Origin of the sequence: Motilimonas sp. 1_MG-2023 (genome assembly GCF_030547455.1) — a bacterium.
Taxonomy (GTDB): Bacteria; Pseudomonadota; Gammaproteobacteria; order Enterobacterales; family CBDFNC01; genus Motilimonas.
Genome location: NZ_JAUOPX010000011.1, coordinates 97,734 through 122,785 on the forward strand (window position 1 = coordinate 97,734; position 25,052 = coordinate 122,785).

A 25,052-nucleotide genomic window follows, 5' to 3' on the forward strand; every position below is an offset into this window, starting at 1 on the left:
ATTTAATTTCCTTCATCGCAGCAGCTAGCCACTCGGGTCGGCCGATCACCCATAGCATTTAATCGAGTTAACTCTTGTTCGATGAAAATCGGCTCATTAACTACTGTTGATGTGATCATTTGTTTCATCCAAGCAGGTAGTGTTGGATTAATTGAATAAAATACCCATTGCTGGTGTTTTCTGTCAGATAGAATGCCTGACTTTCTGAGTTGTGCGAGATGACGAGACACTTTGGGTTGGCTTTCTTCATCCAGCGCAATCATTAATTCACAAACGCACACTTCTTTTTCCACTGCAATAATTAACAGTGTTTTCAGGCGAATTTCATCAGCTAAGGCTTTGTAAAAAGTAGTAGGTGTAATAGGCGAGGGTTTTTGCTTTTGTTGTATAAGCAAAAACATTTTTATGCGTTCATTGAGCTCTTGTAGCGTTTTTTCAAATGGATTGGCTCCTTTGCGCGACCGAGGCTCAGAAAAATCCCAAGCTAGGCAATTAGTGCCTTTTACTCGGTTGTCGCATTCTATTGCGGCCTTATCACATAGTGTAATGACGAAATCGAAATTGATATTGGAAACTTCATCGAGGTGCTTTGAGTTTAAGCCATCGGTACTTAATCCAAAGTGTTCAATGGCTGACAGAGTTCGATTATCAACACTATGTGGCTCAGTCCCCGCGCTGTAGACTTCGTAGTCACCTTTACCATGATGTTTTAACAATGCTTCGGCCATAATAGATCTGGCTGAATTTTCAGTGCATAAGAATAAAACCTTCATATCACTCTCCATAATTAATTTGTTATATAATTAATTAATTATGCAATTGCAGCAACACATTTTTTGAAACTGAAAGTTATGACTAATCCTTTGTGCCAAGATAACAGTTTCTCTAGCGCATTTTTGTTCAGAACTTTCACAGTTGCATTTTGTGACGAAGAAATGTCTAGGGTCTGTTGATCTTTGCTGGTTGATTTTTGTTCGAGAGGGGACACCTTGTCTAAAAGCGTTTTGAGCAAGGCGAGCAGTGTGTCGCTTAGCATTCTAAGTCAATACTGCCCAACGCTGGGCAAAACGCTTTTAGCCGAATCCGTAGGACAGCGTTTGTTGGGCATTTCTACTGCGTTAGCGTCTTTCGCGTAGTTCACTATGCCACAAAGGTGCTGGCCACAACGAACGTTTTGTATAAATACCCAACAAATCGCTGCAAAATAATCACGAAAGATCAACAGAGACCCTAGGTTGATTATATTTTGTACGTTCATGCGCTGGCCCTGATGAGTTACTACATTTAAACGCTTAATCGCTGTACTTGTTGATATACCTGCTGGCATTGCGGCAGTTTGAGCTGATGTTGCGCAGCGCATTGTAGTAAATAACCTAATATTGCGTCATTTTCGCTGCGGCGGCCATGGTGAATATCTCGATTCATTGATGAGTAATTATCCGCTGTGGCCTGCGCTACTTGCCGTACTTGTTGTAATAATTCCTCAGCGTTAAATAGCCATCCTTGCCGTGTCGCAACGTGACAAAACTCCTGACAAATTTGTGCCAACATGGGTTGAAATTGCGGCTGTAATAGCGCGCCATTTTTAACTTGATGAATGGCAGTTAACGGATTGATGGCGCAGTTTATTGCCAGCTTTAACCAGAGTTTTTGCGTGATGTTATCGCTCCAATTGGCGCTCGGCAGGGCGTGATTTAGCTGCGCCGCAATGACTTGACCAAGTGCTTTATCTTTCTCGTTACCGCCGATGATGGTATAGCCTGTGCCAGTATGAGTCACGCTAAAAGGCGCGGTGAGTAGTGCGCCGTGGGTGGTGGTGGCGCTGAAAATGGTTTGTTCTGGCAATAGCTTGGTTAATGGCTCAAGGGTGCCCATGCCGTTGTGCATCAGTACTAAGCTAGTGGTGCTGGGCAAGGAGTCAGTGAGGGCGGTGATGGCTGGTAACACTTGAAAGGCTTTTAGGCATATTAATAGCACTTGGGTGTCGTCTTGCACTTGAGTGAAGGCATTTAAGCTGCAAGTGTACGTGCTGCCGTCTTGCTTGGTGAGGCAGAGAGGTTGCCTTAGTTGCTGCGTTTTGGTAAGCAAGGTTACCTGTTGCCCTTGTTGGGCAAGGTGACTGGCAAATAAGCTACCGATGGCACCCGCGCCTAAAATTTGCCAATTCATTTATTCACCTTAGCCAGTGGCGCAAAGTAATCAAGCTTAGCTAACCAAGGTTGGATCAGGCGGTAACACACCAGCCCTATTATAATACCTAACATATCCGCGAGAAGGTCAAGGCCACTGGCAAAGCGATTCGGAATCTGTGATTGAACCAGTTCGATTAATGCGCCGAAGCCTGTGAGTAAGCCAAATAACCAGCCAGCATGAAAATTGAAGGCGCAGCGGCCAACTAAAGCAAGACTAGCAAAGGCGGCAAGATGGTTGATTTTATCCATGTTATTAAACTGTATTTGCACCGGGGCCGGTGAAAATGCAAGGTAGCTGATCACGACTAGAAGGCTAACAAAACTGATTTTGGCTGCGGTAGTTAATAACATTGGTGCCTCTTAGGGAAAAGTGACGCTGATAATAGGCATATCTGCGTGAGATCTGGTAAATTATGCCAATTATTTTATCCCATGACCATGACATAGGAATTTAACATGCCTTCATTTGATATTGTTTCAGAAGTAGATGCGGTAGAACTGAGTAACGCTACCGATAATGCAATTCGTGAATTATCGACACGCTTTGACTTTCGTGGCGTAGAAGCAAGCTTTGTTAAGAAAGAGTTAACCGTAAAAATGTCGGCTGAAAACGATTTTCAGTTAAAACAAATGGCTGATATTTTACGTAATAGCCTAGCCAAGCGTAATGTAGACCCGCGGGCAATGGAAATTGGTAAGGGGATCCACTCGGGTAAAACATTCACCCAAGAAGTAACCTTTAAGCAGGGGATTGAAACCCTGATCGCGAAAAAGCTAGTGAAGCTCATCAAAGACAGCAAACTGAAGGTGCAAGTGGCTATTCAAGGTGAGTCTGTGCGCGTGACAGGTAAAAAGCGTGATGATTTACAAGCTGCGATGCGCGTAGCGAAGGAAGCTGATCTAGGTCAACCATTTCAGTTTAACAACTTCCGTGACTAATTCCTGTTACGATTAATTCGTTGTCTAAAAAGCCGCTTAAGTCTTACTTAAGCGGCTTTTTTGTTCCGAGGTTTATCTTTACTTACTCAACGGGTACCGATTGAGCAGGTACCGCTAACCAGTCTTGCGCTTGTTGTGGTTGTTGGCTTTGGCTCCACCATTGCGCTTGCCATAATTGGTCTTTATAACTCACCACGTCGCCAGTTAGGTAAACTAAGTTAGCTTGCCATGCCTGAGGCTCTGCGCTGTTGATGCGCCAACCGTCTTGACGGCTTTTACCCGGAGCTTGGCTGCTGTAGTAAAGAGCTTGATAAAGTGAGCCAAGGTAACTGACTTGGTCATTTTGCGTGTAAGCTGTGCCAGCTTGCCACAGTTCATTCTGCTTAAAGTTGAGGTAAGCAAACTTAGTCGGCTGGTGGAAGCCAAACGACCCCATTGGGCTCCAGGCTAACCATGCATTCGCTTCCCATTGTGGGCTATTAGTACTGTAATCGGCGCGATGGAAGTTAAAACGCCATTGTGATGGATTGCTGCCTTCGTCCTGACCTGAGTAGTTCAATGACGCCAGTGGAATTTTAAGCTCTACTGTCATGCCTTGGTCAACATCGGTGTTATCGTTAAGCGTACCGTTAACCTGAATATCGTATTCAAGGCCTTCAATATCCCAAGGCACGTCATCTTGCCATGGCTCAGGCGAGTTAATCACACTGTCGTAGTAGGTCAACGCGCTAATGCCGATCTCGTAGTAATTTTTGCCTTGGCCGGTTGGGTCGAGAAAAATTTCTAGTGTGTCATCATATTCATAAGTGGGATCATCCTGTTGCCCTAGTGTGGCAGCGATATCATGATCTTGAGAGTTAAAGGCGACATATAAATATTGTTCATCATAGGCGAGTTTGGCCCACGTTTGTTGCTCTGCAACGCTGTTGTCATTGTGGTTAACAAATATTTCACTGGCTGCAATACTTTGCCATACGCTGTCGTCAAGCTTACCGTCTAACACTGGGGCTTGAGTTGTTTTATATGCTGAGTATTGATAAGGCGCTTGCTGTGCGTAAAGTTGTACTGCAGAGGTGGTTGCTAAGGCTGTAATAATCAGTTTCGATAAAAATTTTAGTTTCATTTGCACTTGTCTTCCTGAATAAGTGAGCCTTACTTATATCAGAAAATAGTACTATATGAATATGATTATTATGGTACTTTTAACTGAATCAAAAAAACCGCAATAAGCTGCGGTTTTTGATCTATTACAGAAGTTTTAGTTAATAGTTATACTCAACCAATTCGTCAAAAATAGGGTTGATATCCATAAGCTCTTTACGCAACCTTTGTTCTTCTTTGATTGCTTCGATCTCACGCCAGCGGCGTTTTTCTTTAGTTTTACCACGTTGAGGGGCATCTGAGTTAGGTGCAATGTTAAAGTCAAGCTCGTCCATACCGATTTCCTCTTACTGATTAACATGTTTTTAGTATCACAGGCCTTATCAAAGTAAAATTTAATTGTTTCATTTATGTTAACTGAGTTTGTTTTTTATCAATTTTACATAAATATTTTTGCCGCTGATCTCTAGTTTTATTTAACTAATTGATAGAAGTAATGTTTCTAATTTTTCCTGATCTTGTGCAAAAGCACGTATTCCTTGTGCTAATTTTTCTACGGCCATCGGGTCTTGGTGGAATAGCCAAAGAAACTCGCTTTCACTTAATGGTGCAGGGGCGGGAGTCGTTGTAACATTTGCTTGTAACTGGCGGATCAGCTCACCTTGTTGCTGACTTAACTGCTCTAACAAATCTGGGCCTATTGTCAGTTTGTCACAACCGGCAAGAGCGATAATTTCATCGGTATTTCTAAAACTGGCACCCATCACTATGGTGTTGTAGCCGTGCTGTTTGTAGTAGTGATAGATATTGCTGACCGAGATCACGCCAGGATCATTGTCGCCAGAAAAGTCTTGCTCAGGTTGGTTGGCTTTATGCCAGTCTAATATACGACCAACGAAAGGAGAAATTAGAAAAACACCGGCTTCGGCACAAGCGCGTGCTTGGGCAAAGTTAAATAGTAAAGTGAGGTTACAATTGATACCTTGCTGTTGCAGCTTTTCTGCGGCGCGGATCCCTTGCCAAGTAGCGGCAATTTTAATCAATATACGCGACTTATCTATACCAGCTTGCTGATATAAGCTGATTAATTTTTCGGCTTTTTCGATAGTTTTGGTGCTATCAAATGAGAGTCTGGCATCTACTTCGGTAGACACTTTACCTGGAATAACGGCTAAAATTTCAGCGCCAATTTTCACTGCCAATCGATCACTGGCTTCAATTACCTGTTGTTTTGGGTCATCAGTAAGGCTTTTTGCCTCCTCTATCGCACTTTTTATATGATTTTGATACTGAGGCAGCTGAGCAGCTTTTAGTAACAAAGAAGGATTCGTGGTCGCGTCTTCGGGTTGGTGTTGTTTAATGGCTTCAAAATCGCCAGTGTCAGCTACGACTGAAGTCATCTTTTTTAGTTGTGTCAGCAGGTTAGTCATGTGTAAACCTTGTTATTGATGAGTTAATTGTTTTTATTTTTCGCATATTTGTCATCAATTCACAATCAAAAATGCAATATTAATTTTATCAAATCCTTATTACTTCCTTTGGCTTATTTGCCTCGATATCTTGAATTATTCAGCCATCCTCTCGAACTAACTTGGATGTATGGTGCGGTTTTGTGGTTTAATTTTAGAGTTAATTTAATGTTTAAGGTTTATTTTTGGTTTATATAACTAAATAGAAAGTATTTCGAGGATGTAAATGCTAGATATAGTCAACAGTATCGGTGGCCTGTTATGGGGCTACATTTTAATTGCCGTATTGGTCGGCACCGGCATCTATTTCACGGTGCGGCTCAGATTTATTCAATTTGGTCATTTCGGCCATATGTTTTCGGTGTTAAAGAATAGCCGAAAGTCAGATAGCTCAGGCATATCACCGTTTCAAGCACTAGCGACGAGCCTAGCAGCCCGCGTTGGAGTGGGTAACATGGGCGGTGTCGCTGTGGCTATTTACTTAGGTGGGGCGGGTGCTGTTTTTTGGATGTGGTTAATTGCATTGATTGGCATGGCGACAAGCTTTGCGGAAAGTTCGTTAGCGCAGCTATATAAAGTTAAAGATGACGACGGCAACTATCGCGGTGGCCCTGCCTATTATATGGAAAAAGGCTTAGGTCAGCGTTGGATGGGCGTGTTGTTTTCTATTTGTTTGATTATTGCCTTTGGGCTGGTATTTAATGCCGTGCAAGCGGGCGCAATCACAGACTCGATGCACACTGCTTTTGGTGTGCCTAAACTGGTGGTTGGCTTAGTGTTAGTGGGCATCTCGGCAGCCATTATTTTTGGCGGCATCCGCACAATAGCCAAGTTCGCTGAGCTAGTGGTTCCCGCAATGGCGCTGATTTACCTCTCAATTGCGGCTTATGTTGTGATCATCAATATCAGTGAAATTCCGGCAATGTTTGTGCATATCTTTGAGTCAGCGTTTGGCTTGCAAGAAGCCGGAGCGGGAGCGTTAGGCGCGGCCATAATGAATGGCGTAAAACGTGGCATGTTCTCTAATGAAGCGGGCATGGGTAGTGCACCCAATGCGGCTGCGAGTGCATCGCCTTATCCGCCACACCCAGCGTCGCAAGGCTATGTACAAATGTTGGGCGTGTTTATTGATACCATAGTGATTTGTACCGCAACGGCTGCAATTATTATTCTTTCTGGCCAGCTAGAGCCTGGCTCTGGGGTTACTAATATTGAGCTGACGCAATTAGCATTAACCTCGCAAGTGGGTGAATGGGGCGGTATCTTTATTGCCATTGCTATCTTCTTCTTTGCGTTTACGTCGATTGTGGCGAACTACTCTTACGCTGAAACGAACCTTATCTTTCTTGAACATAATCATAAGATGGGTATTAACATCTTTCGTTGTGTGGTACTGGTCATGGTGATGTTTGGTGCATTAGCTGAATCGCCATTAGTGTGGGCGATGGCTGATGTTTCGATGGGATTAATGGCACTCATTAACCTTGTGGCCATTTTAATGCTGTCAAATGTGGTGGTTAAGCTAGCGAAGGACTACAACGCGCAGCGGGCGCAAAACAAGCTGCCTACTTTTGATGCCAGTCAATATCCTGAGCTTGAAAAAAATATTGAGCCGGGCATTTGGAATGCAAAAGTGGATTAGCTTACGTAACGTGTTTTTATCGTGATAAATAGTGTCTAACTGTGCAAAATTGAGCAGTAAGTACAGTGGTTAAGGTCTTTGCTATGTACTCAAAGATATAAAAATGCGATGATTTAGCCACGATCGCGCAGTTAGATTCTTTCTAAAATCTGACTAAAATTAACAGCAGCAAGCATTTCATTTTTCGAAATGCTTTTTGCCTTGTATAGTTAGCCCAGTTTTGCAGAGAAAAATAATATGAAATTAGGTGCTCAGTATGGTGCATTAATGTTAGCAAGTAGTTTGCTATTAGGATGCAGTGCATCATTTAGCCCAGATTTTGACCGCGATGGTGTGGTTAATGGCTTAGATGAATGTTCAGATACAACTTCAGGTAGTGTTGTTGACGCACAAGGTTGCGCTTTACCTAACACGGTACAGACGGAGCAAGATCAGGCTGAAATGCCGCGTTATTTGGCTCCTATTGTGGATACGGTACATATAAAAGTGCGCCAACCTATGCTGCAAGAAGACCCATTTGAACCGATTGTTGAGACCTTAGTTGACATTAGCGACGAATGTGCCCCCTTTGTAGATGTGATTGACTTTAAAGTGGTAGGTCTTAAACCTATTCGTTTTGCTACCAATGAATGGAAACTTGATAAAGCTCTGATTGATCAACTTGACTGTATTGCAGCGGCCACTAATGAAAGTGGTTTAAGCTTAGAAATTCAAGGCAATACTGATACAGTGGGCAGTGCCGCTTACAATAAAGAGTTGTCAGCAAAGCGTGCTAAATCTGCTGTAGAATATTTGGTTTCGAAAGGTGTTGATGCCACTATATTAGAGCCAGTCGCTAATGGTTTTGATAATCCAGTTGCTGACAATGACACGGAAGCACAGCGTAGCCAAAATCGTCGGGTTGACTTTGTGATTAAAAATCAAACCTCGCCAGCGATGCCAAAAACAGCACCAGTAGCAGTTGAATCGACTGATGAGTTGTTTGATGAATTAAGTGACGATGAGGCATCAGGCTGGTAAAACGCAGTTCAGCTTGTACAAAAAAGCCGATGGATTTCTATCGGCTTTTTTGTTTAAAAATATTTTTACTTAAACTTTCAACTCTTTACTCGCCGTATTGTGCTTCAAACCAGCCTTCAATAATTAAGCAGGCTGAAATCCCGTCCACTTTATCTTTAGAGAGGGCTTTACTACCGCCTCGACTAAAAATCTCTGCGCGCGCATCAACCGTGGTTAAGCGCTCGTCTTGAAGGTGTGATGGCTTATTGAAACGGTTGTTGAGCCGGTTGGCAAACTTTTTAGCACCGTAACTCACATCTTGCATGGTGCCATCCATATTAAGGGGCAAACCCACCACAAAAGCATCCGGTTGCCACTGCTTTACTAATTCAGCTATTTCATCCCAATTAGGAATACCATCGCGTGCTTTAAGGGATTTGAGCGGGTTGGCACAACCGGTGATAGATTGGCCTACGGCCACTCCAATACTTTTAGTTCCAAAATCAAAGCCTAGTATTGTTTGTGTCATGGGAAGCCTTATAGGTAAACAGGTTGGTAAAAGCCAAGGGTTGTGTTAATGATAAACTCTATGCATGGCCAGCTTGGCTAGAAAGTTGCCAAACATCAATCCCCAGCGTGTTAGCAGCTTCTTCCCAGCGGCGATGAATTGGTGTATCAAATATGATTTTGCTGTTGGCTGGGACGATAAGCCAGCCATTATTGATAATCTCTTGCTCTAATTGCCCTGCTTCCCAACCGGCGTAACCCAAAGCCATTAAAAACTGTTTTGGCTCATTATCAGTGCCGAGTGTTTGCAAAATGTCTTTTGATGTAGTGACCATGATGTCGTCTGACATTTTCAAACTACTGGAAAATCCTTCAATAGGTGAGTGGATCACAAAGCCGCGATCGACTGCGACTGGGCCGCCTTGCATGACTGGCTTAGCTAAAGATTTTTGGTGTGCGGGATCTGGAACTATCTCAAGCTGATCCAGTAGCTCGCCTAGCTTAAGATTAATGGCCAGATTAACGACTAGCCCCATGGCACCTTCTTCATTATGGTCGCATAAATACACCACCGAGCGCTCAAAATACGGGCCTTCTAGGTTCGGCATCGCAATTAAAAAGTGATTTTTTAAACTTTGCATCTCCAGCATAAAATATTCTTCGTTTAGCAAGGTGTTAGAAATAAGTATGGTAGATAGCCCTAAAATAATAAGGGCTAACAATGAAAGAGTTTACTAAATTAGCGGCCTAAACGTACTTCAATGGCGTCCATTAACATGCCGGTTATAGACACATCAAAGGTGCTTTCAATTTCTTGAATACAGGTTGGGCTGGTTACATTTATTTCGGTCAGTTTATCACCGATAACATCTAAGCCAACGAATATTAAGCCTTTTTCTTTTAGTTTTGGACCAATGGTACGAGCTATTGCCCAGTCACTCTCGGTGAGAGGACGCGCTTCACCGCGACCGCCTGCTGCTAAATTACCACGTGTTTCGCCTTTCGCTGGGATGCGCGCAAGGCAATAAGGCACGGGTTCGCCATCAACCACTAATATACGTTTGTCACCGTCGCTAATTTGCGAGATAAACCCTTGAGCCATACAATAGTTTTGACCGTGATTAGTTAAGGTTTCGATGATCACGGCTAGGTTAGGATCATTCGGTTTAACTCGGAATATGGAAGCGCCGCCCATGCCATCAAGGGGCTTTAAGATGATGTCTTGATGTTTGGCGTAGAATGCCCGGATTTTAGCAGCATCACTACTGACTAAGGTTTCTGGCGTAAATTCACTAAACCATGAGGTAAATAACTTTTCGTTAGCATCTCGAAGGCTTTGTGGTTTATTAACGATAAGACAGCCTTCGTCCTCAGCGCGCTCTAAAATGTAAGTGGCGTAGATATATTCGGTATCAAAGGGTGGATCTTTGCGCATTAAAATGACATCAAGATCGGATAAGGCGATGGTTTCTTGCTCGGCGAGTTCAAACCAGTTTTTCGGATCTCGTTGAACTTTAAGTTGTTTCGTTGTGGCAAAGGCGCGGCCATTGTCTAAATATAAATCAGACATTTCTAGATAATAAAGTTCATAGCCTCGTTGCTGCGCTTCGAGTAGCATCGCAAAGCTAGAGTCTTTATGAATTTTTATGTCGGTGATGGGATCCATCACGATGCCGAGTTTTATGGTCATAACTTATCCTAAATCGCCAAAGCGACATTGTAATGCAGTAATTGCCGTCAGAGCGGCGGTTTCAGTGCGTAAAATTCTTGGCCCGAGCAAGGTTTCGATAAATCCGGCTTGCTCGCTTAAATTCACTTCATCGTCGGTGAATCCCCCTTCAGGACCGATTAATAAACGAATTTGTCTCACCTTGGGCTCTGGCAAGGTATTAATGCGATAGCTAGCTCTTGGGTGTAGAGTTAATTTAACGGCTTCGTCTTGTTGGTTGATCCAATCATTAAAGGCGATAGGTTGATGGATTGCCGGAACGCGATTTCGGCCTGATTGTTCACAGGCAGCAATGGCTATTTTTTGCCATTGCTGACGTTTTTTTTCTAACCTCTCACCACTCAGCTTGACGCCACAACGTTCGCTGAAAATAGGGGTGATGGCTGCCACGCCGAGTTCAACCGATTTTTGAATCACAAAATCCATGCGATCGCCGCGTGAGATAGCTTGGCCAAGGTGAATGTTAAGTGGGCTTTCGTTGGCCGTTGTTTGACATTCAATAATTTCAACTTGTACGTGCTTTTTGCTGCTCTGCACGATATTGGCTAAATATTGATTTTCATCCTCACCATTAAATAGCCAAATTTGATCGCCCACATTTAAACGTAATACCCGGCCGACATGATTTGCGGCGTCATCGTTCAAGTCTAACTGTGCGTTTAGGCTCAGCGCTTGCGGCTCATATATTCTAGGTACACGCATTTATTTATTCTCAATCTGTTGTTGCTGAAAGCCATGCCGACTATTGCGTAAAAGTGGCATTTGCACATGCATTGGTTACGTAAGGGTTATTATTCCCTTGCTGTTTGGCAATCAGTCTATCACGTTGGCACTCCCAAGCTGTAACGGGATATAGTTTGTCCCATGCTTGGTAAAGCTGCTTTTGTTGACGTGAAATTCGCACGCCATATTGATCTTGCATATAAAAGTAGATGCGGGCGATAGCACCTTTTTGCAAGTCTGGAGGGGTCGCTTTTTTGTTTTTAAAATCGATAACCATCTGGCATTGACCGTATTGAAACGGTTGTTGCCGTGATTCTGCAAATTGATAGTTGGAGCGATCACCGTTTACCTCGCCAATCGCAGGCACTAAATTATGCATGTCACCTTCCATTAACTTAAAGGTGTTGTCATTTTTGGTGCAGTTTTTACGACCGCCATTTTGCCAGCATTGGCGTTGATGGCCCATTTCCCATGCTGGCATTACGTGCTCCCACTCAATGCGAGCGGCACGTGTTTTTTGTTTACGTACTTGGTAGCCGCAAGAATGGTGATCCGGTATGAGCTTTTTACCTTGTTGGTTAATGTCACAGCCGCAGTAAAAACTAATGGGATGCTGTTGATAGATAATGCTGATGGCTTTTTTGGCTTGGCGAAAGGATTTTATTTCTGCTGAGCTAGGTAAGCTGATGAATAAAAGTAATAAAGTAATACAAAGGCGCATGGTCGAACATCGTTGGTTAAAATTGCGCTAAGAGTATCATGCTTGAAAAATAACAAAACACAGGCCTTTCTAATAATAAAAAGCATTATTACAGATTAATATTTAACCTTAGTTTGTTAGGGTTAAGGGGCTGTAATGGCTTTTTACATGCGGTGCATAGATAGATCGTGCCCTTACTGGCTTTGTTATGACGACGAATACTGAGTTGATGTTGTTGACACTGGCATTGATAGGCGAAAGTTTTGCCTTGCACTGAACTGATATCAAACTGGTGAGTTCGTTCTGGTGAGCGCTGCATTACCTTGTTCATCATCATTTGCCATTCCAGTCCGTGCGGTGCAGTGCGACCATGAATTTGATAAACCAGTAAGTGGGCCACTTCGTGTGGTACTACATCGGTAAGAAAAGCCTGTTGGTTTTCTTGATACAGGATGGGGTGAAACTTTAATAAGTTCTTTTGTAGGTGTGCAGTACCTGCAATTTTGCCGCGCTGGGTAAACAGTACGCTGGGACGAGGAAAGGCGCGATCAAAAAAGCACTCGGCTTGTTGATAACAGGCTTCCACCTGCTGCTCGAGTGCTTTTTTTTGGCTAGTGGTTAACACTTTAAAAGATGGAAGTGTTTACTTTAGGCCTGCTGCATCGCGTAATTGCTCTGCTTTATCGGTTTTTTCCCATGGGAATTCATCACGACCAAAGTGACCGTAAGCCGCTGTTGCTTGGTAAATTGGGCGCTCTAAATCTAGCATTTTTAAAATGCCATATGGGCGTAAATCGAAGTTATCACGCACTAGCTGTGTCAGTTTGTCTTCATCAATTTTAGCGGTGCCAAAGCTTTCAACGCTGATAGATGTCGGCTCTGCCACACCGATAGCGTAAGACACTTGAATTTCACAACGATCGGCTAAGCCTGCTGCCACGATATTTTTCGCCACGTAACGACCAGCGTAGGCTGCGCTGCGGTCAACTTTAGATGGATCTTTACCTGAGAATGCACCGCCACCGTGACGTGCCATGCCACCGTAGGTATCTACGATGATTTTACGACCAGTTAAACCACAATCACCTACTGGGCCTCCGATAACAAAACGGCCCGTTGGGTTAATGTGAAATTGCGTGTCTTTATTTAACCACTGAGCGGGTAATACCGGCTTGATAATTTCTTCCATTACCGCTTCTCGTAAATCTGCGGTAGTCACACAGTCTTTATGTTGCGTTGAAAGTACCACTGCGTCGATACCGGTAATAATGCCGTTATCGTATTGAAAAGTGACTTGTGATTTTGCATCGGGACGTAGCCAATCTAGCTTACCGCTTTTACGTACCTCGGCTTGTTTTTTCACAAGGCGGTGCGCATAAGTAATCGCTGCAGGCATTAACACGTCGGTTTCGTTTGACGCGTAACCGAACATTAGGCCTTGGTCACCCGCGCCTTGATCTTCTGGGCGGCTGCGGTCAACACCTTGATTAATGTCAGGCGATTGCTTACCAATTGTGTTCAATACCGCACAAGAGTCAGCATCAAAGCCCATGTCTGAGCTGGTATAACCAATTTCACGTACTGTTTTACGCGTAATTTCTTCAATATCAACCCACGCAGAGGTGGTGACTTCGCCACCAACCATCACCATACCGGTTTTAACATAAGTTTCACATGCTACACGTGCTTTTGGGTCTTGCTCTAGGATCGCATCTAGCACAGCATCGGAAATTTGGTCTGCAATTTTGTCTGGGTGACCTTCAGATACGGATTCAGAAGTAAATAAATGTCTGGCCATGATACGGTGGCTCCTTTAAATAAATGAAAACTTTTGGATGTATTACCATCTGGACGTCTATTCTATTCATAGTTGAGAATAATTCCAGATTTTTTTCAAGTTCTGATACGTAATTATGAGTCAACAGGATGAAAGTGTCGGTAATCTCTTTGAAAAATGGTGTTATCTAGCGGTTTAATATTAAAAGTTAGCCTAATTAACTATTTTGTAATGTTCTCATTGCCAATTATGGGGGATTTTTGTTTTTAGCTAAAAGACTAGGGCTATTCTTTAAAAGGATATTTTGCCTAGCCAGTAGTAGCTCTATCAGGTTCGTTTGCTTGAGGAGGCGAGTTTGCACTAAATGCGCGGTCACTGAGCCAACTAAACAGGGTAAGGCGAGGTTGAAGTTAGTCGTAGTTTCTACTACCAATAAAGTAGCTGAAATGGGGCTTTTTAGCACCGCACCAAAAAAAGCGGCCATGCCGACCAAAACAAACACTTGCGGAGTCTCATTAGGCAGTAGGTAGGCGAGCCAGTGCCCCGTTAGTGCGCCAAGTAATAAACTTGGGCCTAGGGCTCCCCCTGGAATGGCGGCACCGATAGCGATAGTGCTAATTAAAAAACGCACGATTAGCCAAGTTAATACCAGCTGTGAGCCGATATCGGCATAAAGCAATACTTCCAGCAATTGATTCCCGAGACCAAGGACTTCCGTACCAAACAAACTGGCTAGGGAGGTAACTGATGCAGCTAATAAGAATTTGCCCCAATAAGATAACATCACATTATCTGCTGTTAAGCGGATTAATTTAAGCATTAAGGTGGCAAGCGTACCGCAGACAGCACCCACTACGATGAGTTCAGGGATCAGTGTTAATTGATAGCTAAAGCTTTGGGTGTCGATATGAAACTCAAATGCCCCCAGCTGTCGAGCAATCCAAGCCGAAAAGAACGCGCAAATAGTGACTAAGAAGCAAGTTTGCCAATTAAAACGGCGCACGATGGTTTCTTGCACAAAAAAGATGGCGGTAATAGGTGTGTGAAACAACGCAGCCATGGCACTGGCTGCGCCACAAGCCGTTAATTGTCTTAATCGTGTTTCGTTAAGATGAAAATATTGCCCCAACAAGTTCATACTTGCCGCGCCAACGTGAAGGGCAGGGCCGACTGCACCAACCGCAAAGCCTGAGACCAAGGCTATTATCGCTGCGACATATTGAAACACCGCATTGCCCAACTGAAACTTACCATCGCCAAAATGATACCCCATCACGACTACCGGTAAGCCTGATTTGGCGTAGCGGTTGAAATAACGGAAAAGTAAGGCTAGGAATATGGCGCCAATAAAAGGGATGGCGAGATACAGCCAAGAGTATTGCAAGATAAAACTAATCAGTTCAATTTTTGACAGGTGGCTAAAGATGAGGATTAAACCGACACAGAGCATGCTACCTATGATGGTAATTAATAATGTGCGTTTTATCCCGATGCTAGCATTCTGCATTATTACTCTTATTTAACAATCTGATAGGTTCTTTAAAGCGGGTATATTTTAGGCTAAATGATAGTTGATTAATAGGCTTCGCTGACAACAGCATAGGTTAAGAATGTTTGACAGTTTCGTTATTTTGCTAAATTGCTTATTTTTTTTACAAAAGAAGATTGCACTAGCTCAGGCATCTTGGGAGAATACGACCCCTCTATATTGGTTCGAAAATACAGGTCTTACTTTTTCAATCTAAGTAAAGCTTGTTTATCAACCAGAAACCCCAAATCCAAGCAACACTTAGATTAATGCAGGAGATCTCATGCCTTCTCGTAATGAACTAGCAAATGCCATTCGTGCTCTTAGTATGGATGCAGTTCAAAAGGCCAATTCTGGTCACCCTGGCGCCCCTATGGGGATGGCCGACATAGCAGAAGTGCTATGGCGTGACTTTTTAAAGCACAACCCAACTAACCCTAACTGGGCGGATCGTGACCGTTTCGTGTTATCAAATGGCCATGGCTCTATGCTGCTTTATTCTCTATTGCATCTATCAGGTTATGACCTATCTATTGATGATCTGAAGAATTTCCGTCAGCTACACTCAAAAACACCGGGGCACCCAGAATACGGCTATGCACCAGGCGTTGAAACCACGACTGGTCCACTCGGCCAAGGTATCACTAATGCTGTTGGTATGGCTTTAGCGGAAAAAGCACTGGCTGCTCAGTTTAACCGTGATAATTTCGATGTGGTTGACCATTACACTTACGCTTTCATGGGCGACGGTTGTTTAATGGAAGGTATCTCTCATGAAGCTTGTTCACTAGCCGGTACATTAGGTCTAGGCAAGTTGATTGGTTTTTGGGATGACAACGGTATTTCAATCGACGGTGACGTAGAAGGCTGGTTTACTGACGATACGCCGAAGCGTTTCGAAGCTTACGGCTGGCATGTTATTGCAGGTGTTGATGGCCATGATGCAACGGCGATTAAAGCGGCGATCGAAGCGGCTCAAGCTGAAACTAAGCGTCCTACATTAATCTGTTGTAAAACGATTATTGGTTATGGTTCACCAAACAAACAAGGTGGTCACGATTGTCACGGCGCTCCATTAGGCGCAGATGAAATTAAAGCTGCGCGTGAATTCCTAGGTTGGAAGCACGAAGCATTTGATATTCCAGCTGATGTTTATGGTGAATGGGATAACAAAGATTCAGGCACGGCTGCAGAAGCAGCTTGGAATGAAAAATTTGCAGCTTACAAAGCGGCCTACCCTGAGCTAGCTGTTGAATTTGAACGTCGTGTTAACAATCAACTACCTAGTGACTGGGAAGAGAAGTCAACAGCTTACATCGCTGCACTACAGGCTGACCAGCCAAACGTAGCAACACGTAAAGCATCGCAAAACTGTTTAGAAGCATTTGGTGCATTGTTGCCTGAAATCATGGGTGGCTCTGCTGACCTTGCACCTTCTAACCTAACTATGTGGTCGGGTTCAAAAGCGTTAGAAGCAACAGATGCTAGTGGTAACTACATTCATTATGGCGTACGTGAATTTGGTATGTCTGCCATTATGAACGGTATTGCTCTGCACGGTGGTTTTGTGACTTACGGTGCAACATTCCTGATGTTTATGGAATATGCGCGTAACGCGCTGCGTATGGCTGCATTAATGAAGCAACGCGCTATCCACGTTTACACTCATGACTCTATTGGTCTTGGCGAAGATGGCCCAACCCACCAACCGGTTGAGCAAATTGCTAGCTTACGTTTAACTCCTAATATGAGCACTTGGCGCCCATGTGACTCGGTTGAATCTGCTATTGCTTGGAAATACGCGATTGAGCGTGTTGATGGCCCAACTGCATTGATCTTCAGTCGTCAAAACCTTGCGCCACAAGCGCGTGATGCACAGCAACTTGCTGATGCAGCAAAAGGTGGCTACGTATTAGTTGATTGTGATGGCCAAGCGGACATTATCCTGATTGCAACGGGCTCAGAGGTTGAGCTAGCGGTAGCTGCTGCGAAAGAGTTAACGGCTCAAGGTAAAGCGGTTCGTGTGGTATCTATGCCTTGTACTGACGTTTTTGATGCGCAAAGCGCAGCATACAAAGAGTCTGTATTACCATCAGCAGTAACACAACGTGTGGCTGTGGAAGCTGGTATTGCAGATTACTGGTACAAGTACGTTGGTCTGAACGGCAAGATTGTCGGTATGACTACCTTTGGTGAATCAGCTCCTGCTGGCGAACTATTTAAGATGTTTGGCTTCACCGTTGAAAATGTAGTGGAGCAGGCGTTAAGCCTTTAAGCTGCTATTACTAGTTTAATAAAAGGCCGCTTATTATAAGCGGCCTTTTTTATTGTGCTTTCCCTCTCGTTGATGTTTTCTTGCCCTGTAGCGGTAATCATAGCCACTTCATTTTTTGTGCTAGCTAGTGTGATTTCAAAATAATGTGGTAGTATTACTACAGATTTTGCCAATGCTAATTTGTTTATTTTGTCAAAAAATAACGCCAATTAGTGGAATGGTGATATTTAATTCTGCCTATTCAGGTTTTATTAAGCTATAAGTGGTGGGTATGTTGTTTTATTGCGTGTGATATGTTGCTTTCTTCGTGCGTCCTAGAGGTCGACAAAATCAGAATAAATGGCATTTAAACGACAAAAAAGAAAAAAAGTTACAGTTACTGATGTAAATCAAGCTAAATGTAACCAAATTGGTGCCTAATAAAAGGCATTAGTTAGATACAGCTTTTAGAGTTTATAAAGGAAAACAGGCGTTTTCCTGTGTTGATTTTAATTTTCATAACTTACAGTTAGAGGACAGAACATGTCAGTAAAAAAAATGGTTGAACAGGATTTAGCCGGCAAACGTGTTTTTATTCGTCAAGATCTTAATGTGCCAATCAAAGACGGCAAAGTATCATCTGACGCACGTATTCTAGCGTCAATTCCAACCATCAAATTAGCCCTAGAAAAAGGCGCTAAAGTTATGATCACTTCTCACCTAGGCCGTCCTGTTGAAGGTGGTACCGCTGAAGAGAATGCTCCTTTTACCCTACAACCTGTTGTTGATTACCTAAACGAAGCATTAGATGTGCCTGTGCGTTTAGCTACAGATTACCTTAACGGCCTTGAAGTAAATGAAGGCGAAGTGGTTGTTCTTGAAAACGTTCGCTTTAACAAAGGTGAGAAAAAAGATGACGAAGCATTAAGCAAGCAACTTGCTGCGCTATGTGACGTTTATGTAATGGATGCATTTGGTACGGCTCACCGTGCACAAGCGTCGACTCACGGTATTGCAAAATTTGCTGAAGTAGCATGTGCCGGTCCTCTTCTTGCTGCTGAGCTTGAAGCATTAGGCAAGGCAATGGATAAGCCCGCACGTCCAATGATTGCGATTGTGGGTGGCTCTAAAGTGTCAACTAAACTAACAGTGCTTGAATCCCTTTCTAAAATTGCAGACCAACTAGTTGTTGGTGGCGGTATTGCAAACACTTTCATTGCTGCTGAAGGCAAAAATGTTGGCAAGTCTCTATGTGAAGAAGACTTGATCCCTACAGCACAAAAACTAATGAAAGAGTGTGCTATTCCAGTGGCGACAGATGTTGTTGTTGGTACTGAGTTCTCAGAAACAGCAGTAGGCACTATTAAGGCTGCTAGTGATGTTGCTGACGAAGATATGATCTTCGATTTAGGTCCTGACTCAGCAGAAGCACTTGCTAAGGTCATTCGTGAAGCTAAAACAATTCTTTGGAATGGCCCTGTTGGCGTATTTGAATTTGAAAACTTTGCTAACGGTACTAAAGTGATAGCTCAAGCAATTGCTGAGAGCGAAGGTTTTTCTATCGCGGGCGGTGGTGACACACTAGCGGCTATCGATAAGTTTGGTATTAAAGACCAAGTGTCTTACATTTCAACTGGTGGCGGTGCTTTCCTTGAGTTTGTTGAAGGTAAAGTACTTCCAGCTGTCGCGATGCTTGAGTCGCGTGCGTAATTAAATAGAACGGGGGCTCATGCCCCCGTTTTTTATGGCGTGCTTTTGTGTATAATGTGCGCCGAAAATCTTTTATTCAGTGTGACAGATAAATAGGATTATATTCATGTCTAAGATCTTTGATTTTGTAAAACCAGGTGTTATCTCTGGCGACGACGTACAAAAAGTATTCGAAATCGCTAAAGCAAACAAATTCGCTCTTCCTGCGGTTAACGTAGTTAACACTGACTCAATCAACGGTGTATTAGAAGCCGCTGCTAAGGTTAAAGCGCCAGTTGTAGTTCAGTTTTCTAATGGCGGTGCTGGTTTCTTCGCTGGTAAAGGCGTGAAACTTGAAGGTCAAGGCGCACAGATTCTGGGTGCAGTAGCGGGTGCTAAATACGTTCACGCAGTTGCTGCCTCTTACGGCGTACCTGTTATTCTTCATACTGACCACGCTGCTAAAAAACTACTACCATGGATCGACGGTCTATTAGATGCGGGTGAAGAGTTCTTCGCACAAACTGGTAAGCCACTTTTCTCTTCACACATGATCGACCTATCTGAAGAATCACTAGAAGAAAACATCGAAATCTGTGCTAAATACCTAGCGCGTATGGCTAAGATGAACATGACACTAGAAATCGAACTAGGCTGTACTGGTGGTGAAGAAGACGGCGTAGACAACTCTGATATGGATGAGTCTGAGCTATACACTAAACCAGAAGATGTTGCATATGCATACGAGAAACTAAGCGCAGTTAGCCCACGTTTCACTATCGCTGCTTCTTTCGGTAACGTACACGGTGTATACAAGCCAGGTAACGTTAAACTAACGCCGACTATCCTACGTGATTCTCAAGCTTACTGTGCTGAGAAATTCGGTATTGCGCCAAATGCACTTAACTTTGTATTCCACGGTGGTTCTGGTTCAACTGAAGCAGAAATCCAAGAGTCAATCGGCTACGGTGTTATCAAAATGAACATCGATACCGATACGCAATGGGCAACTTGGGATGGCATTCGTCAATACGAAGCGGCTAACCGTGAATACCTACAAGGTCAAATCGGTAACCCAACGGGTCCTGACGCACCTAACAAGAAATACTACGATCCTCGCGTTTGGTTACGTGCTGGTCAATCTTCTATGGTTACTCGTCTTGAGAAAGCATTCTCTGACCTAAACGCAATCGACGTTTTATAATTTAAACTGTCATTAAATTGCAAAAGCCAGTCTTAATGACTGGCTTTTTTGCTTTTAAAGCTAAATTCACTCTCTTTCCTGCCTATACACCACCTGCTATTATGCCCATAATATATGTGACATGTAGCATAATTACCTTAATACTTACTCTACATAAGTGAGACTGACTCAGGTTATTGACCGTGTATGTTTTATCTGTTTTGGATATGTTATAGACTCCTGAGTATTAGTGTTATTCATACTATAGTACGTAAAAATATTGATACCTACAAAGGAATAGTAAGGCGGCCATGGATTGGGTCCAAAGCGTTGGATAGCCTGAATGGAATACCGAGGGAAAACTATGGTTTCGTTATCTGTTAAGTCAGTTTCTGTTGTTAGTGCTGTAAATGGAAAGGTTTTTTTAGTTAATAGTGATGGCTCTAAAACCTTATTGAAGCTTGGTGATAAAGTCCAACCCGGTCAGGTCATAGAAGCAACGAATTTTGATGCTTTTGACTTAGAGCCAGTTGACGACCCTGAGGTGTTCCAAGCCGCAACAGTGAGTGATGGCGATAGCAATATACCGAGCGCTGTTGAAAGCGAAATTGCCGCGCTTCAGCAAGCCCTATTGGCTGGTGCAGATCCAACCCAGCTCGATGATTTTGAAGCGCCAGCTGCAGGTGAAGAGGCCGCTACAGGCTCTAGTATCAGCGGTGGCTCAGGTATTTCTAGAACAGGTGAGCAATTACTATCTGGCGCAGGCTATGATACAGATGGCATTGATTTTCCCGTTCCAGAAAGCGTTGATTCAGTTGATCCCATCCCAGCTGCAGACATTGTGCCTAGTGTTCCGACTATTCCATCGGTTATCTTAACCTCAGCCGACGCCAGTATCAACTCGCAGAATGTAACTGTTTCTGAAGGAGATTTTGCCGTCTTTTCAGTACTAGTGAGTAATGCAAAAGATTCTTTATTGTCTTTGGTTGTTAAAGATGGCTCAGCATTAAGTATTAGTGATTACAGTGCAGATTTTGAAATTAGTATTGATAATGGGATGACTTGGAATAAATATGCCGATACGCCTATTGCGCTAGACGGTAGTTCGGTTGTAATGGTTCGCATTGATACCAAAGATGATGCGATCCGTGAAGTAGCGGAAACGTTCCAAGTTGAAGCCACATTAGTCACCGGTGATAACACCCAAGTTGCGGTAATTGATGGCACTATTTATGACGATGCTGGAGAGGATGCTATCGCACCACCCCCAGCACCTGAGGCAGACGATACGGTATTTGTCAGCTTAGATGGCCCAGTGTCGGTGGCAGAAGGTGAAACAACATCGCCGTATAACATTACACTAAGTCAGGCGATTCCTGCAGGTAAAACAATTACGGTTGAATTTGAATATACGGGAACTGCTGAAGACGGTTCTGATTTTACAGGTGTTACATCGGTTGTATTAACAGGGCCTGCCAGCTCAGGTCAATTCACCCTCACCACTCTTGAAGATGCACTTCCTGAGTCAACAGAAACGATCACGGTTTCGATCAAATCTATTACGGATAATGACGGTGCATTCGAAGCGGTTGTAATCGAGCCAAACCAAGGCTCCGTGACCACAGATATTATTGACAATGACGAGACATCACTTGTTGTTAACGCGGGTCTCAATGCAAATAATATTGATGTATTAGAAGGTGAACAGGCGACTTTCGCGGTTAACGTTGGCAAGGCTGCGGTTGGTAGCGTGTTAACTTTATTACTTGCTGACGGCACGGCAGATGGTTCAGATTATGAAGCCATTTATGAAGTAAGTTTAGATGACGGTCAAACATGGGCTGTGTCAAACGGCCAAGTTGTGTTGACCAATGGTGGTGACCAAACCGTATTGGTGCGCACTCAGACGATTGATGATGCCATCAAAGAGTTGCCTGAAACCTACTCATTGAATGCTGAATTAGTTAGTGGCACAAATACCTTGAGCGCATCGGGTACCGCGACCATTACCGACGACAGTGTGGTGACTCCGCCCACCCTTGTAGACACAGCTACCTTAACCTTAAGTGGTGCTACTAACGTGGTTGAAGGAGAAAGTGCAACCTATACAGTGAGCGTGGATAAAGCGCCAGCCACGAACTTAACCGTACAAGTAATCACAGGGCACATTACCACCGATAACGGTGATGTTATTGCACAAACGCAGAATGTGGTGATCCAAGCCGGAACAACATCAACTAATTTCACCGTGGCCACCTCAGATGATGCCATTGCGGATAGCGGCGAGCAATTCAACGTATCATTGGGTAGCACGACTGGCGGCAGTTACGAGCACCTAGTGAAAGGTAACTCGGTAATCGAAACCACCATTAATGATCAAACGGGTAGCGATAGAGTACCCGGCACAGAAGACACCGCCAGACTAACTTTAAGCGGTGCTACCATTGTGGCTGAGGGGGCGAGTGCTAGCTACACCGTGAGTGTGGATAAAGCGCCTGCGACCGATTTAACCGTCCAAGTGATCACCGGTCACATCACCACTGATAACGGTGATGTGCTAGCACAAATCCAAAATGTGGTAATTAAAGCAGGTAGTACCTCAACGAATTTCTCGATCAATACGACAAACGATGCTATTGCTGAGGGGAGTGAGCAATATAACGTTACCTTAGGTACAACCACTGGCGGTGGCTTTGAGAATTTAGTTAAAGGCAATAGCGCTGTTACGACAGCGATTATTGATAATGATAACACTAGCCTGACAGTGAACCCTAACAATAATGCTAACAACGTTGACGTACTAGAAGGTGATCAAGCAACCTTCACTGTAAACGTGGGTAAAGCAGCGGTAGGCAGTGTGTTAACTTTGTCATTGGCTGACGGCACTGCGGATAGCTCTGACTATGAAGCCACTTTTGATGTGAGTTTAGATGGCGGCCTAACATGGTCGGCATCGAATGGACAAGTAGTGCTAACTAATGGTGGTGATCAAACCGTATTAGTTCGTACACAAACGATTGAAGATACGATCCAAGAAGCACTAGAAACCTATTTATTGAATGCTAAATTAGATAGTGCTTCTGACACATTGCAAGCTTCAGGCACGGCAACTATTACAGATGGCGTAGTAGCGACGATATTAACATTAAGTGGTGCAACGGTTGTAGAAGAAGGCACAAATGCCAGCTACACCGTGAGCGTCGATAAACCGCCATCCACAGACTTAGCCGTACAAGTAATTACTGGCCACATAACCACTGATAACGGTGACGTGACTGCACAAACGCAAGATGTAGTGATCAAAGCGGGCACAACCTCAACGGTTTTCTCTATCAATACGATTGACGACGCTATAACTGAGGGTAATGAGCAATATAGCGTGACTTTAGGTACAACCACTGGTGGTGACTTTGATAACCTCGTTAAAGGTAATAGCGTTGTCATAACAACTATTGTTGATAATGATAATAGTAATACTACCTTAAGTGTTAATCCCAACACGAATGCCAATAATGTTGACGTTATAGAAGGTGAGCAAGCGACTTTCACGGTTAACGTGGGTAAAGCGGCTGTGGGTAGCGTGTTAACCCTGTCATTGGCTGACGGCACGGCGGATAGCAGTGACTATGAAGCCGCTTTTGAAGTGAGTTTAGATGGCGGCCAAACATGGTCGGCATCAAACGGCCAAGTCGTCTTGACTAATGGCGGCGACCAAGAAGTGCTCGTGCGCACGCAAACCACTGATGACATCATCAAAGAATCGCCAGAAACCTATTCACTGAATGCTGAGTTAGCTAGCAGCACCAATATCTTAAACGCAGCGGGTACCGCGACTATTACCGACTACAGTGTGGTAACGCCGCCTACGCCGGAAGACGCCACTTTAACCTTAGGTGGTGCGACGACGGTGGTGGAAGGGGAAAGTGCAACTTATACAATAGCCGTTGATAACGCGCCCGCAACAGACTTAACGGTCCAAGTAATTACTGGCCACATAACCACCGATAACGGTGATGTGATTGCACAAACGCAAGATGTAGTGATCAAAGCAGGCTCCACCTCCACAGACTTTACTGTTGATACTAAAGATGATGAGTTGACTGAAGGTAATGAACTATTTAACGTCACGTTAGGCACCACCACTGGCGGTGGTTTTGAAAACCTCGTTAAAGGCAACAGTGTTGTTACCACCACTATTGCTGATAATGATACTACTAGCCTGATAGTGAACCCGAACACCAATGCCAACAACGTTGACGTTATAGAAGGTGAGCAAGCAACCTTCACGGTTAACGTGGGTAAAGCGGCGGTGGGCAGTGTGTTAACTTTGTCATTGGTTGATGGCACAGCAGATGGCAGCGACTATGAAGCGGCCTTTGAAGTGAGCTTAGATGGCGGTCAAACGTGGAGCGTGTCAAATGGCACGGTGACGCTGACTAATGGCGGAGACCAAGAAGTACTGGTGCGTACGCAAACCATTGATGACGCCATCAAAGAAGCGCCAGAAACCTACTCATTAAATGCAGAATTGGTCAGTGGTGCCGACACCCTCAATGCAACGGGCACTGCGACCATTACCGACGACAGTGCGGTCACACCGCCAACGCCAGAAGATACGAC

21 protein-coding genes are annotated in these 25,052 nt (G+C 43.9%); 7 read left to right on the top strand and 14 right to left on the bottom strand.

Going from position 1 to position 25,052, the window contains the following annotated elements; all coding sequences use genetic code 11:
* Positions 1-2 precede the first annotated feature (2 nt).
* The 3 genes from Q4519_RS08130 to Q4519_RS08140 all read right to left on the bottom strand — a co-directional run bounded on the left by Q4519_RS08130 (position 3) and on the right by Q4519_RS08140 (position 2,543).
* Positions 3-773 (bottom strand): metalloregulator ArsR/SmtB family transcription factor, encoded by a 771-nt coding sequence (locus Q4519_RS08130; protein ID WP_303511478.1) that lies wholly within the window; start codon positions 771-773, stop codon positions 3-5.
* Positions 774-1,284: 511 nt separating this feature from the next.
* Positions 1,285-2,169, bottom strand: a complete 885-nt coding sequence (locus Q4519_RS08135) for a ketopantoate reductase family protein (RefSeq protein ID WP_303511480.1) — start codon at positions 2,167-2,169, stop codon at positions 1,285-1,287.
* Positions 2,166-2,543, bottom strand: a complete 378-nt coding sequence (locus Q4519_RS08140; protein WP_303511482.1) for a VanZ family protein — start codon at positions 2,541-2,543, stop codon at positions 2,166-2,168. Before Q4519_RS08140 ends, Q4519_RS08135 begins: the two co-directional genes overlap by 4 nt.
* Before the next feature lie 105 nt (positions 2,544-2,648).
* Here Q4519_RS08140 and Q4519_RS08145 point away from each other — a divergent pair, with 105 nt between their 5' ends.
* The gene (locus tag Q4519_RS08145; protein ID WP_232802154.1) at positions 2,649-3,131 is read left to right on the top strand and encodes a YajQ family cyclic di-GMP-binding protein; all 483 of its coding nucleotides are present in this window, start codon (positions 2,649-2,651) and stop codon (positions 3,129-3,131) included.
* Positions 3,132-3,213: 82 nt separating this feature from the next.
* Here the strand turns inward: Q4519_RS08145 and Q4519_RS08150 are convergent, their stop codons facing one another.
* The 3 genes from Q4519_RS08150 to tal all read right to left on the bottom strand — a co-directional run bounded on the left by Q4519_RS08150 (position 3,214) and on the right by tal (position 5,662).
* Complete coding sequence (locus Q4519_RS08150; RefSeq protein ID WP_303511486.1) at positions 3,214-4,254, bottom strand: carbohydrate-binding protein; 1,041 nt, start codon at positions 4,252-4,254, stop codon at positions 3,214-3,216.
* A 139-nt stretch (positions 4,255-4,393) separates the two neighbouring features.
* Positions 4,394-4,567, bottom strand: coding sequence for a DUF3545 family protein (locus tag Q4519_RS08155; RefSeq protein ID WP_232802152.1), 174 nt, complete (start codon positions 4,565-4,567; stop codon positions 4,394-4,396).
* A gap of 141 nt (positions 4,568-4,708) precedes the next feature.
* Positions 4,709-5,662: a transaldolase gene (gene tal / locus Q4519_RS08160; RefSeq protein ID WP_303511488.1), complete on the bottom strand. Its 954-nt coding sequence runs from the start codon at positions 5,660-5,662 to the stop codon at positions 4,709-4,711.
* A gap of 265 nt (positions 5,663-5,927) precedes the next feature.
* On the opposite strand from tal, the gene Q4519_RS08165 reads away from it, so the two are divergent.
* Positions 5,928-7,343 carry a sodium:alanine symporter family protein gene (locus Q4519_RS08165; RefSeq protein WP_232802150.1) on the top strand — a complete coding sequence of 472 codons (1,416 nt, stop codon included), beginning with the start codon at positions 5,928-5,930 and terminating at the stop codon, positions 7,341-7,343.
* Positions 7,344-7,580: 237 nt separating this feature from the next.
* Entirely contained in the window at positions 7,581-8,363 is a 783-nt protein-coding gene (locus tag Q4519_RS08170) for an OmpA family protein (RefSeq protein ID WP_303511491.1), read from the top strand.
* 85 nt (positions 8,364-8,448) lie between these two features.
* Here the strand turns inward: Q4519_RS08170 and ruvX are convergent, their stop codons facing one another.
* The 8 genes from ruvX to Q4519_RS08210 form a co-directional block, all read right to left on the bottom strand.
* A complete protein-coding gene (gene ruvX, locus Q4519_RS08175; RefSeq protein WP_232802148.1) occupies positions 8,449-8,871 on the bottom strand; it encodes a Holliday junction resolvase RuvX in 423 nt (140 codons plus the stop codon).
* A 58-nt stretch (positions 8,872-8,929) separates the two neighbouring features.
* Positions 8,930-9,490, bottom strand: coding sequence for a YqgE/AlgH family protein (locus tag Q4519_RS08180; RefSeq protein ID WP_303511511.1), 561 nt, complete (start codon positions 9,488-9,490; stop codon positions 8,930-8,932).
* 98 nt (positions 9,491-9,588) lie between these two features.
* A complete protein-coding gene (gene gshB / locus Q4519_RS08185) occupies positions 9,589-10,539 on the bottom strand; it encodes a glutathione synthase (RefSeq protein ID WP_232802147.1) in 951 nt (316 codons plus the stop codon).
* 3 nt (positions 10,540-10,542) lie between these two features.
* Complete coding sequence (rsmE, locus tag Q4519_RS08190) at positions 10,543-11,280, bottom strand: 16S rRNA (uracil(1498)-N(3))-methyltransferase (RefSeq protein WP_303511495.1); 738 nt, start codon at positions 11,278-11,280, stop codon at positions 10,543-10,545.
* 40 nt (positions 11,281-11,320) lie between these two features.
* Positions 11,321-12,022 (bottom strand): endonuclease, encoded by a 702-nt coding sequence (locus Q4519_RS08195; RefSeq protein ID WP_303511497.1) that lies wholly within the window; start codon positions 12,020-12,022, stop codon positions 11,321-11,323.
* An 88-nt stretch (positions 12,023-12,110) separates the two neighbouring features.
* Positions 12,111-12,626: a SprT family zinc-dependent metalloprotease gene (locus Q4519_RS08200; RefSeq protein WP_303511499.1), complete on the bottom strand. Its 516-nt coding sequence runs from the start codon at positions 12,624-12,626 to the stop codon at positions 12,111-12,113.
* An 18-nt stretch (positions 12,627-12,644) separates the two neighbouring features.
* Complete coding sequence (gene metK / locus Q4519_RS08205; RefSeq protein WP_303511501.1) at positions 12,645-13,799, bottom strand: methionine adenosyltransferase; 1,155 nt, start codon at positions 13,797-13,799, stop codon at positions 12,645-12,647.
* A 226-nt stretch (positions 13,800-14,025) separates the two neighbouring features.
* Positions 14,026-15,285: a chloride channel protein gene (locus Q4519_RS08210; protein ID WP_232802142.1), complete on the bottom strand. Its 1,260-nt coding sequence runs from the start codon at positions 15,283-15,285 to the stop codon at positions 14,026-14,028.
* 304 nt (positions 15,286-15,589) lie between these two features.
* Between Q4519_RS08210 and tkt the strand changes: the two genes are divergently transcribed.
* The 4 genes from tkt to Q4519_RS08230 form a co-directional block, all read left to right on the top strand.
* A complete protein-coding gene (gene tkt, locus Q4519_RS08215; RefSeq protein WP_232802141.1) occupies positions 15,590-17,581 on the top strand; it encodes a transketolase in 1,992 nt (663 codons plus the stop codon).
* Positions 17,582-18,103: 522 nt separating this feature from the next.
* Positions 18,104-19,270 (top strand): phosphoglycerate kinase, encoded by a 1,167-nt coding sequence (locus Q4519_RS08220; RefSeq protein WP_232802140.1) that lies wholly within the window; start codon positions 18,104-18,106, stop codon positions 19,268-19,270.
* 106 nt (positions 19,271-19,376) lie between these two features.
* Complete coding sequence (gene fbaA, locus Q4519_RS08225) at positions 19,377-20,453, top strand: class II fructose-bisphosphate aldolase (RefSeq protein ID WP_232802139.1); 1,077 nt, start codon at positions 19,377-19,379, stop codon at positions 20,451-20,453.
* A 343-nt stretch (positions 20,454-20,796) separates the two neighbouring features.
* The coding region (locus Q4519_RS08230; RefSeq protein WP_303511507.1) for a retention module-containing protein at positions 20,797-25,052 on the top strand (4,256 nt) is incomplete at its 3' end.

What these genes read in the sequence shown, in the direction of transcription:
- Q4519_RS08130 (WP_303511478.1), bottom strand. Translation starts at nt 773, where the DNA reads ATGAAGGTTTTATTCTTATGCACTGAAAATTCAGCCAGATCTATTATG.
- Q4519_RS08135 (WP_303511480.1), bottom strand. Translation starts at nt 2,169, where the DNA reads ATGAATTGGCAAATTTTAGGCGCGGGTGCCATCGGTAGCTTATTTGCC.
- Q4519_RS08140 (WP_303511482.1), bottom strand. Translation starts at nt 2,543, where the DNA reads ATGTTATTAACTACCGCAGCCAAAATCAGTTTTGTTAGCCTTCTAGTC.
- Q4519_RS08145 (WP_232802154.1), top strand. Translation starts at nt 2,649, where the DNA reads ATGCCTTCATTTGATATTGTTTCAGAAGTAGATGCGGTAGAACTGAGT.
- Q4519_RS08150 (WP_303511486.1), bottom strand. Translation starts at nt 4,254, where the DNA reads ATGAAACTAAAATTTTTATCGAAACTGATTATTACAGCCTTAGCAACC.
- Q4519_RS08155 (WP_232802152.1), bottom strand. Translation starts at nt 4,567, where the DNA reads ATGGACGAGCTTGACTTTAACATTGCACCTAACTCAGATGCCCCTCAA.
- tal (WP_303511488.1), bottom strand. Translation starts at nt 5,662, where the DNA reads ATGACTAACCTGCTGACACAACTAAAAAAGATGACTTCAGTCGTAGCT.
- Q4519_RS08165 (WP_232802150.1), top strand. Translation starts at nt 5,928, where the DNA reads ATGCTAGATATAGTCAACAGTATCGGTGGCCTGTTATGGGGCTACATT.
- Q4519_RS08170 (WP_303511491.1), top strand. Translation starts at nt 7,581, where the DNA reads ATGAAATTAGGTGCTCAGTATGGTGCATTAATGTTAGCAAGTAGTTTG.
- ruvX (WP_232802148.1), bottom strand. Translation starts at nt 8,871, where the DNA reads ATGACACAAACAATACTAGGCTTTGATTTTGGAACTAAAAGTATTGGA.
- Q4519_RS08180 (WP_303511511.1), bottom strand. Translation starts at nt 9,490, where the DNA reads ATGCAAAGTTTAAAAAATCACTTTTTAATTGCGATGCCGAACCTAGAA.
- gshB (WP_232802147.1), bottom strand. Translation starts at nt 10,539, where the DNA reads ATGACCATAAAACTCGGCATCGTGATGGATCCCATCACCGACATAAAA.
- rsmE (WP_303511495.1), bottom strand. Translation starts at nt 11,280, where the DNA reads ATGCGTGTACCTAGAATATATGAGCCGCAAGCGCTGAGCCTAAACGCA.
- Q4519_RS08195 (WP_303511497.1), bottom strand. Translation starts at nt 12,022, where the DNA reads ATGCGCCTTTGTATTACTTTATTACTTTTATTCATCAGCTTACCTAGC.
- metK (WP_303511501.1), bottom strand. Translation starts at nt 13,799, where the DNA reads ATGGCCAGACATTTATTTACTTCTGAATCCGTATCTGAAGGTCACCCA.
- Q4519_RS08210 (WP_232802142.1), bottom strand. Translation starts at nt 15,285, where the DNA reads ATGCAGAATGCTAGCATCGGGATAAAACGCACATTATTAATTACCATC.
- tkt (WP_232802141.1), top strand. Translation starts at nt 15,590, where the DNA reads ATGCCTTCTCGTAATGAACTAGCAAATGCCATTCGTGCTCTTAGTATG.
- Q4519_RS08220 (WP_232802140.1), top strand. Translation starts at nt 18,104, where the DNA reads ATGTCAGTAAAAAAAATGGTTGAACAGGATTTAGCCGGCAAACGTGTT.
- fbaA (WP_232802139.1), top strand. Translation starts at nt 19,377, where the DNA reads ATGTCTAAGATCTTTGATTTTGTAAAACCAGGTGTTATCTCTGGCGAC.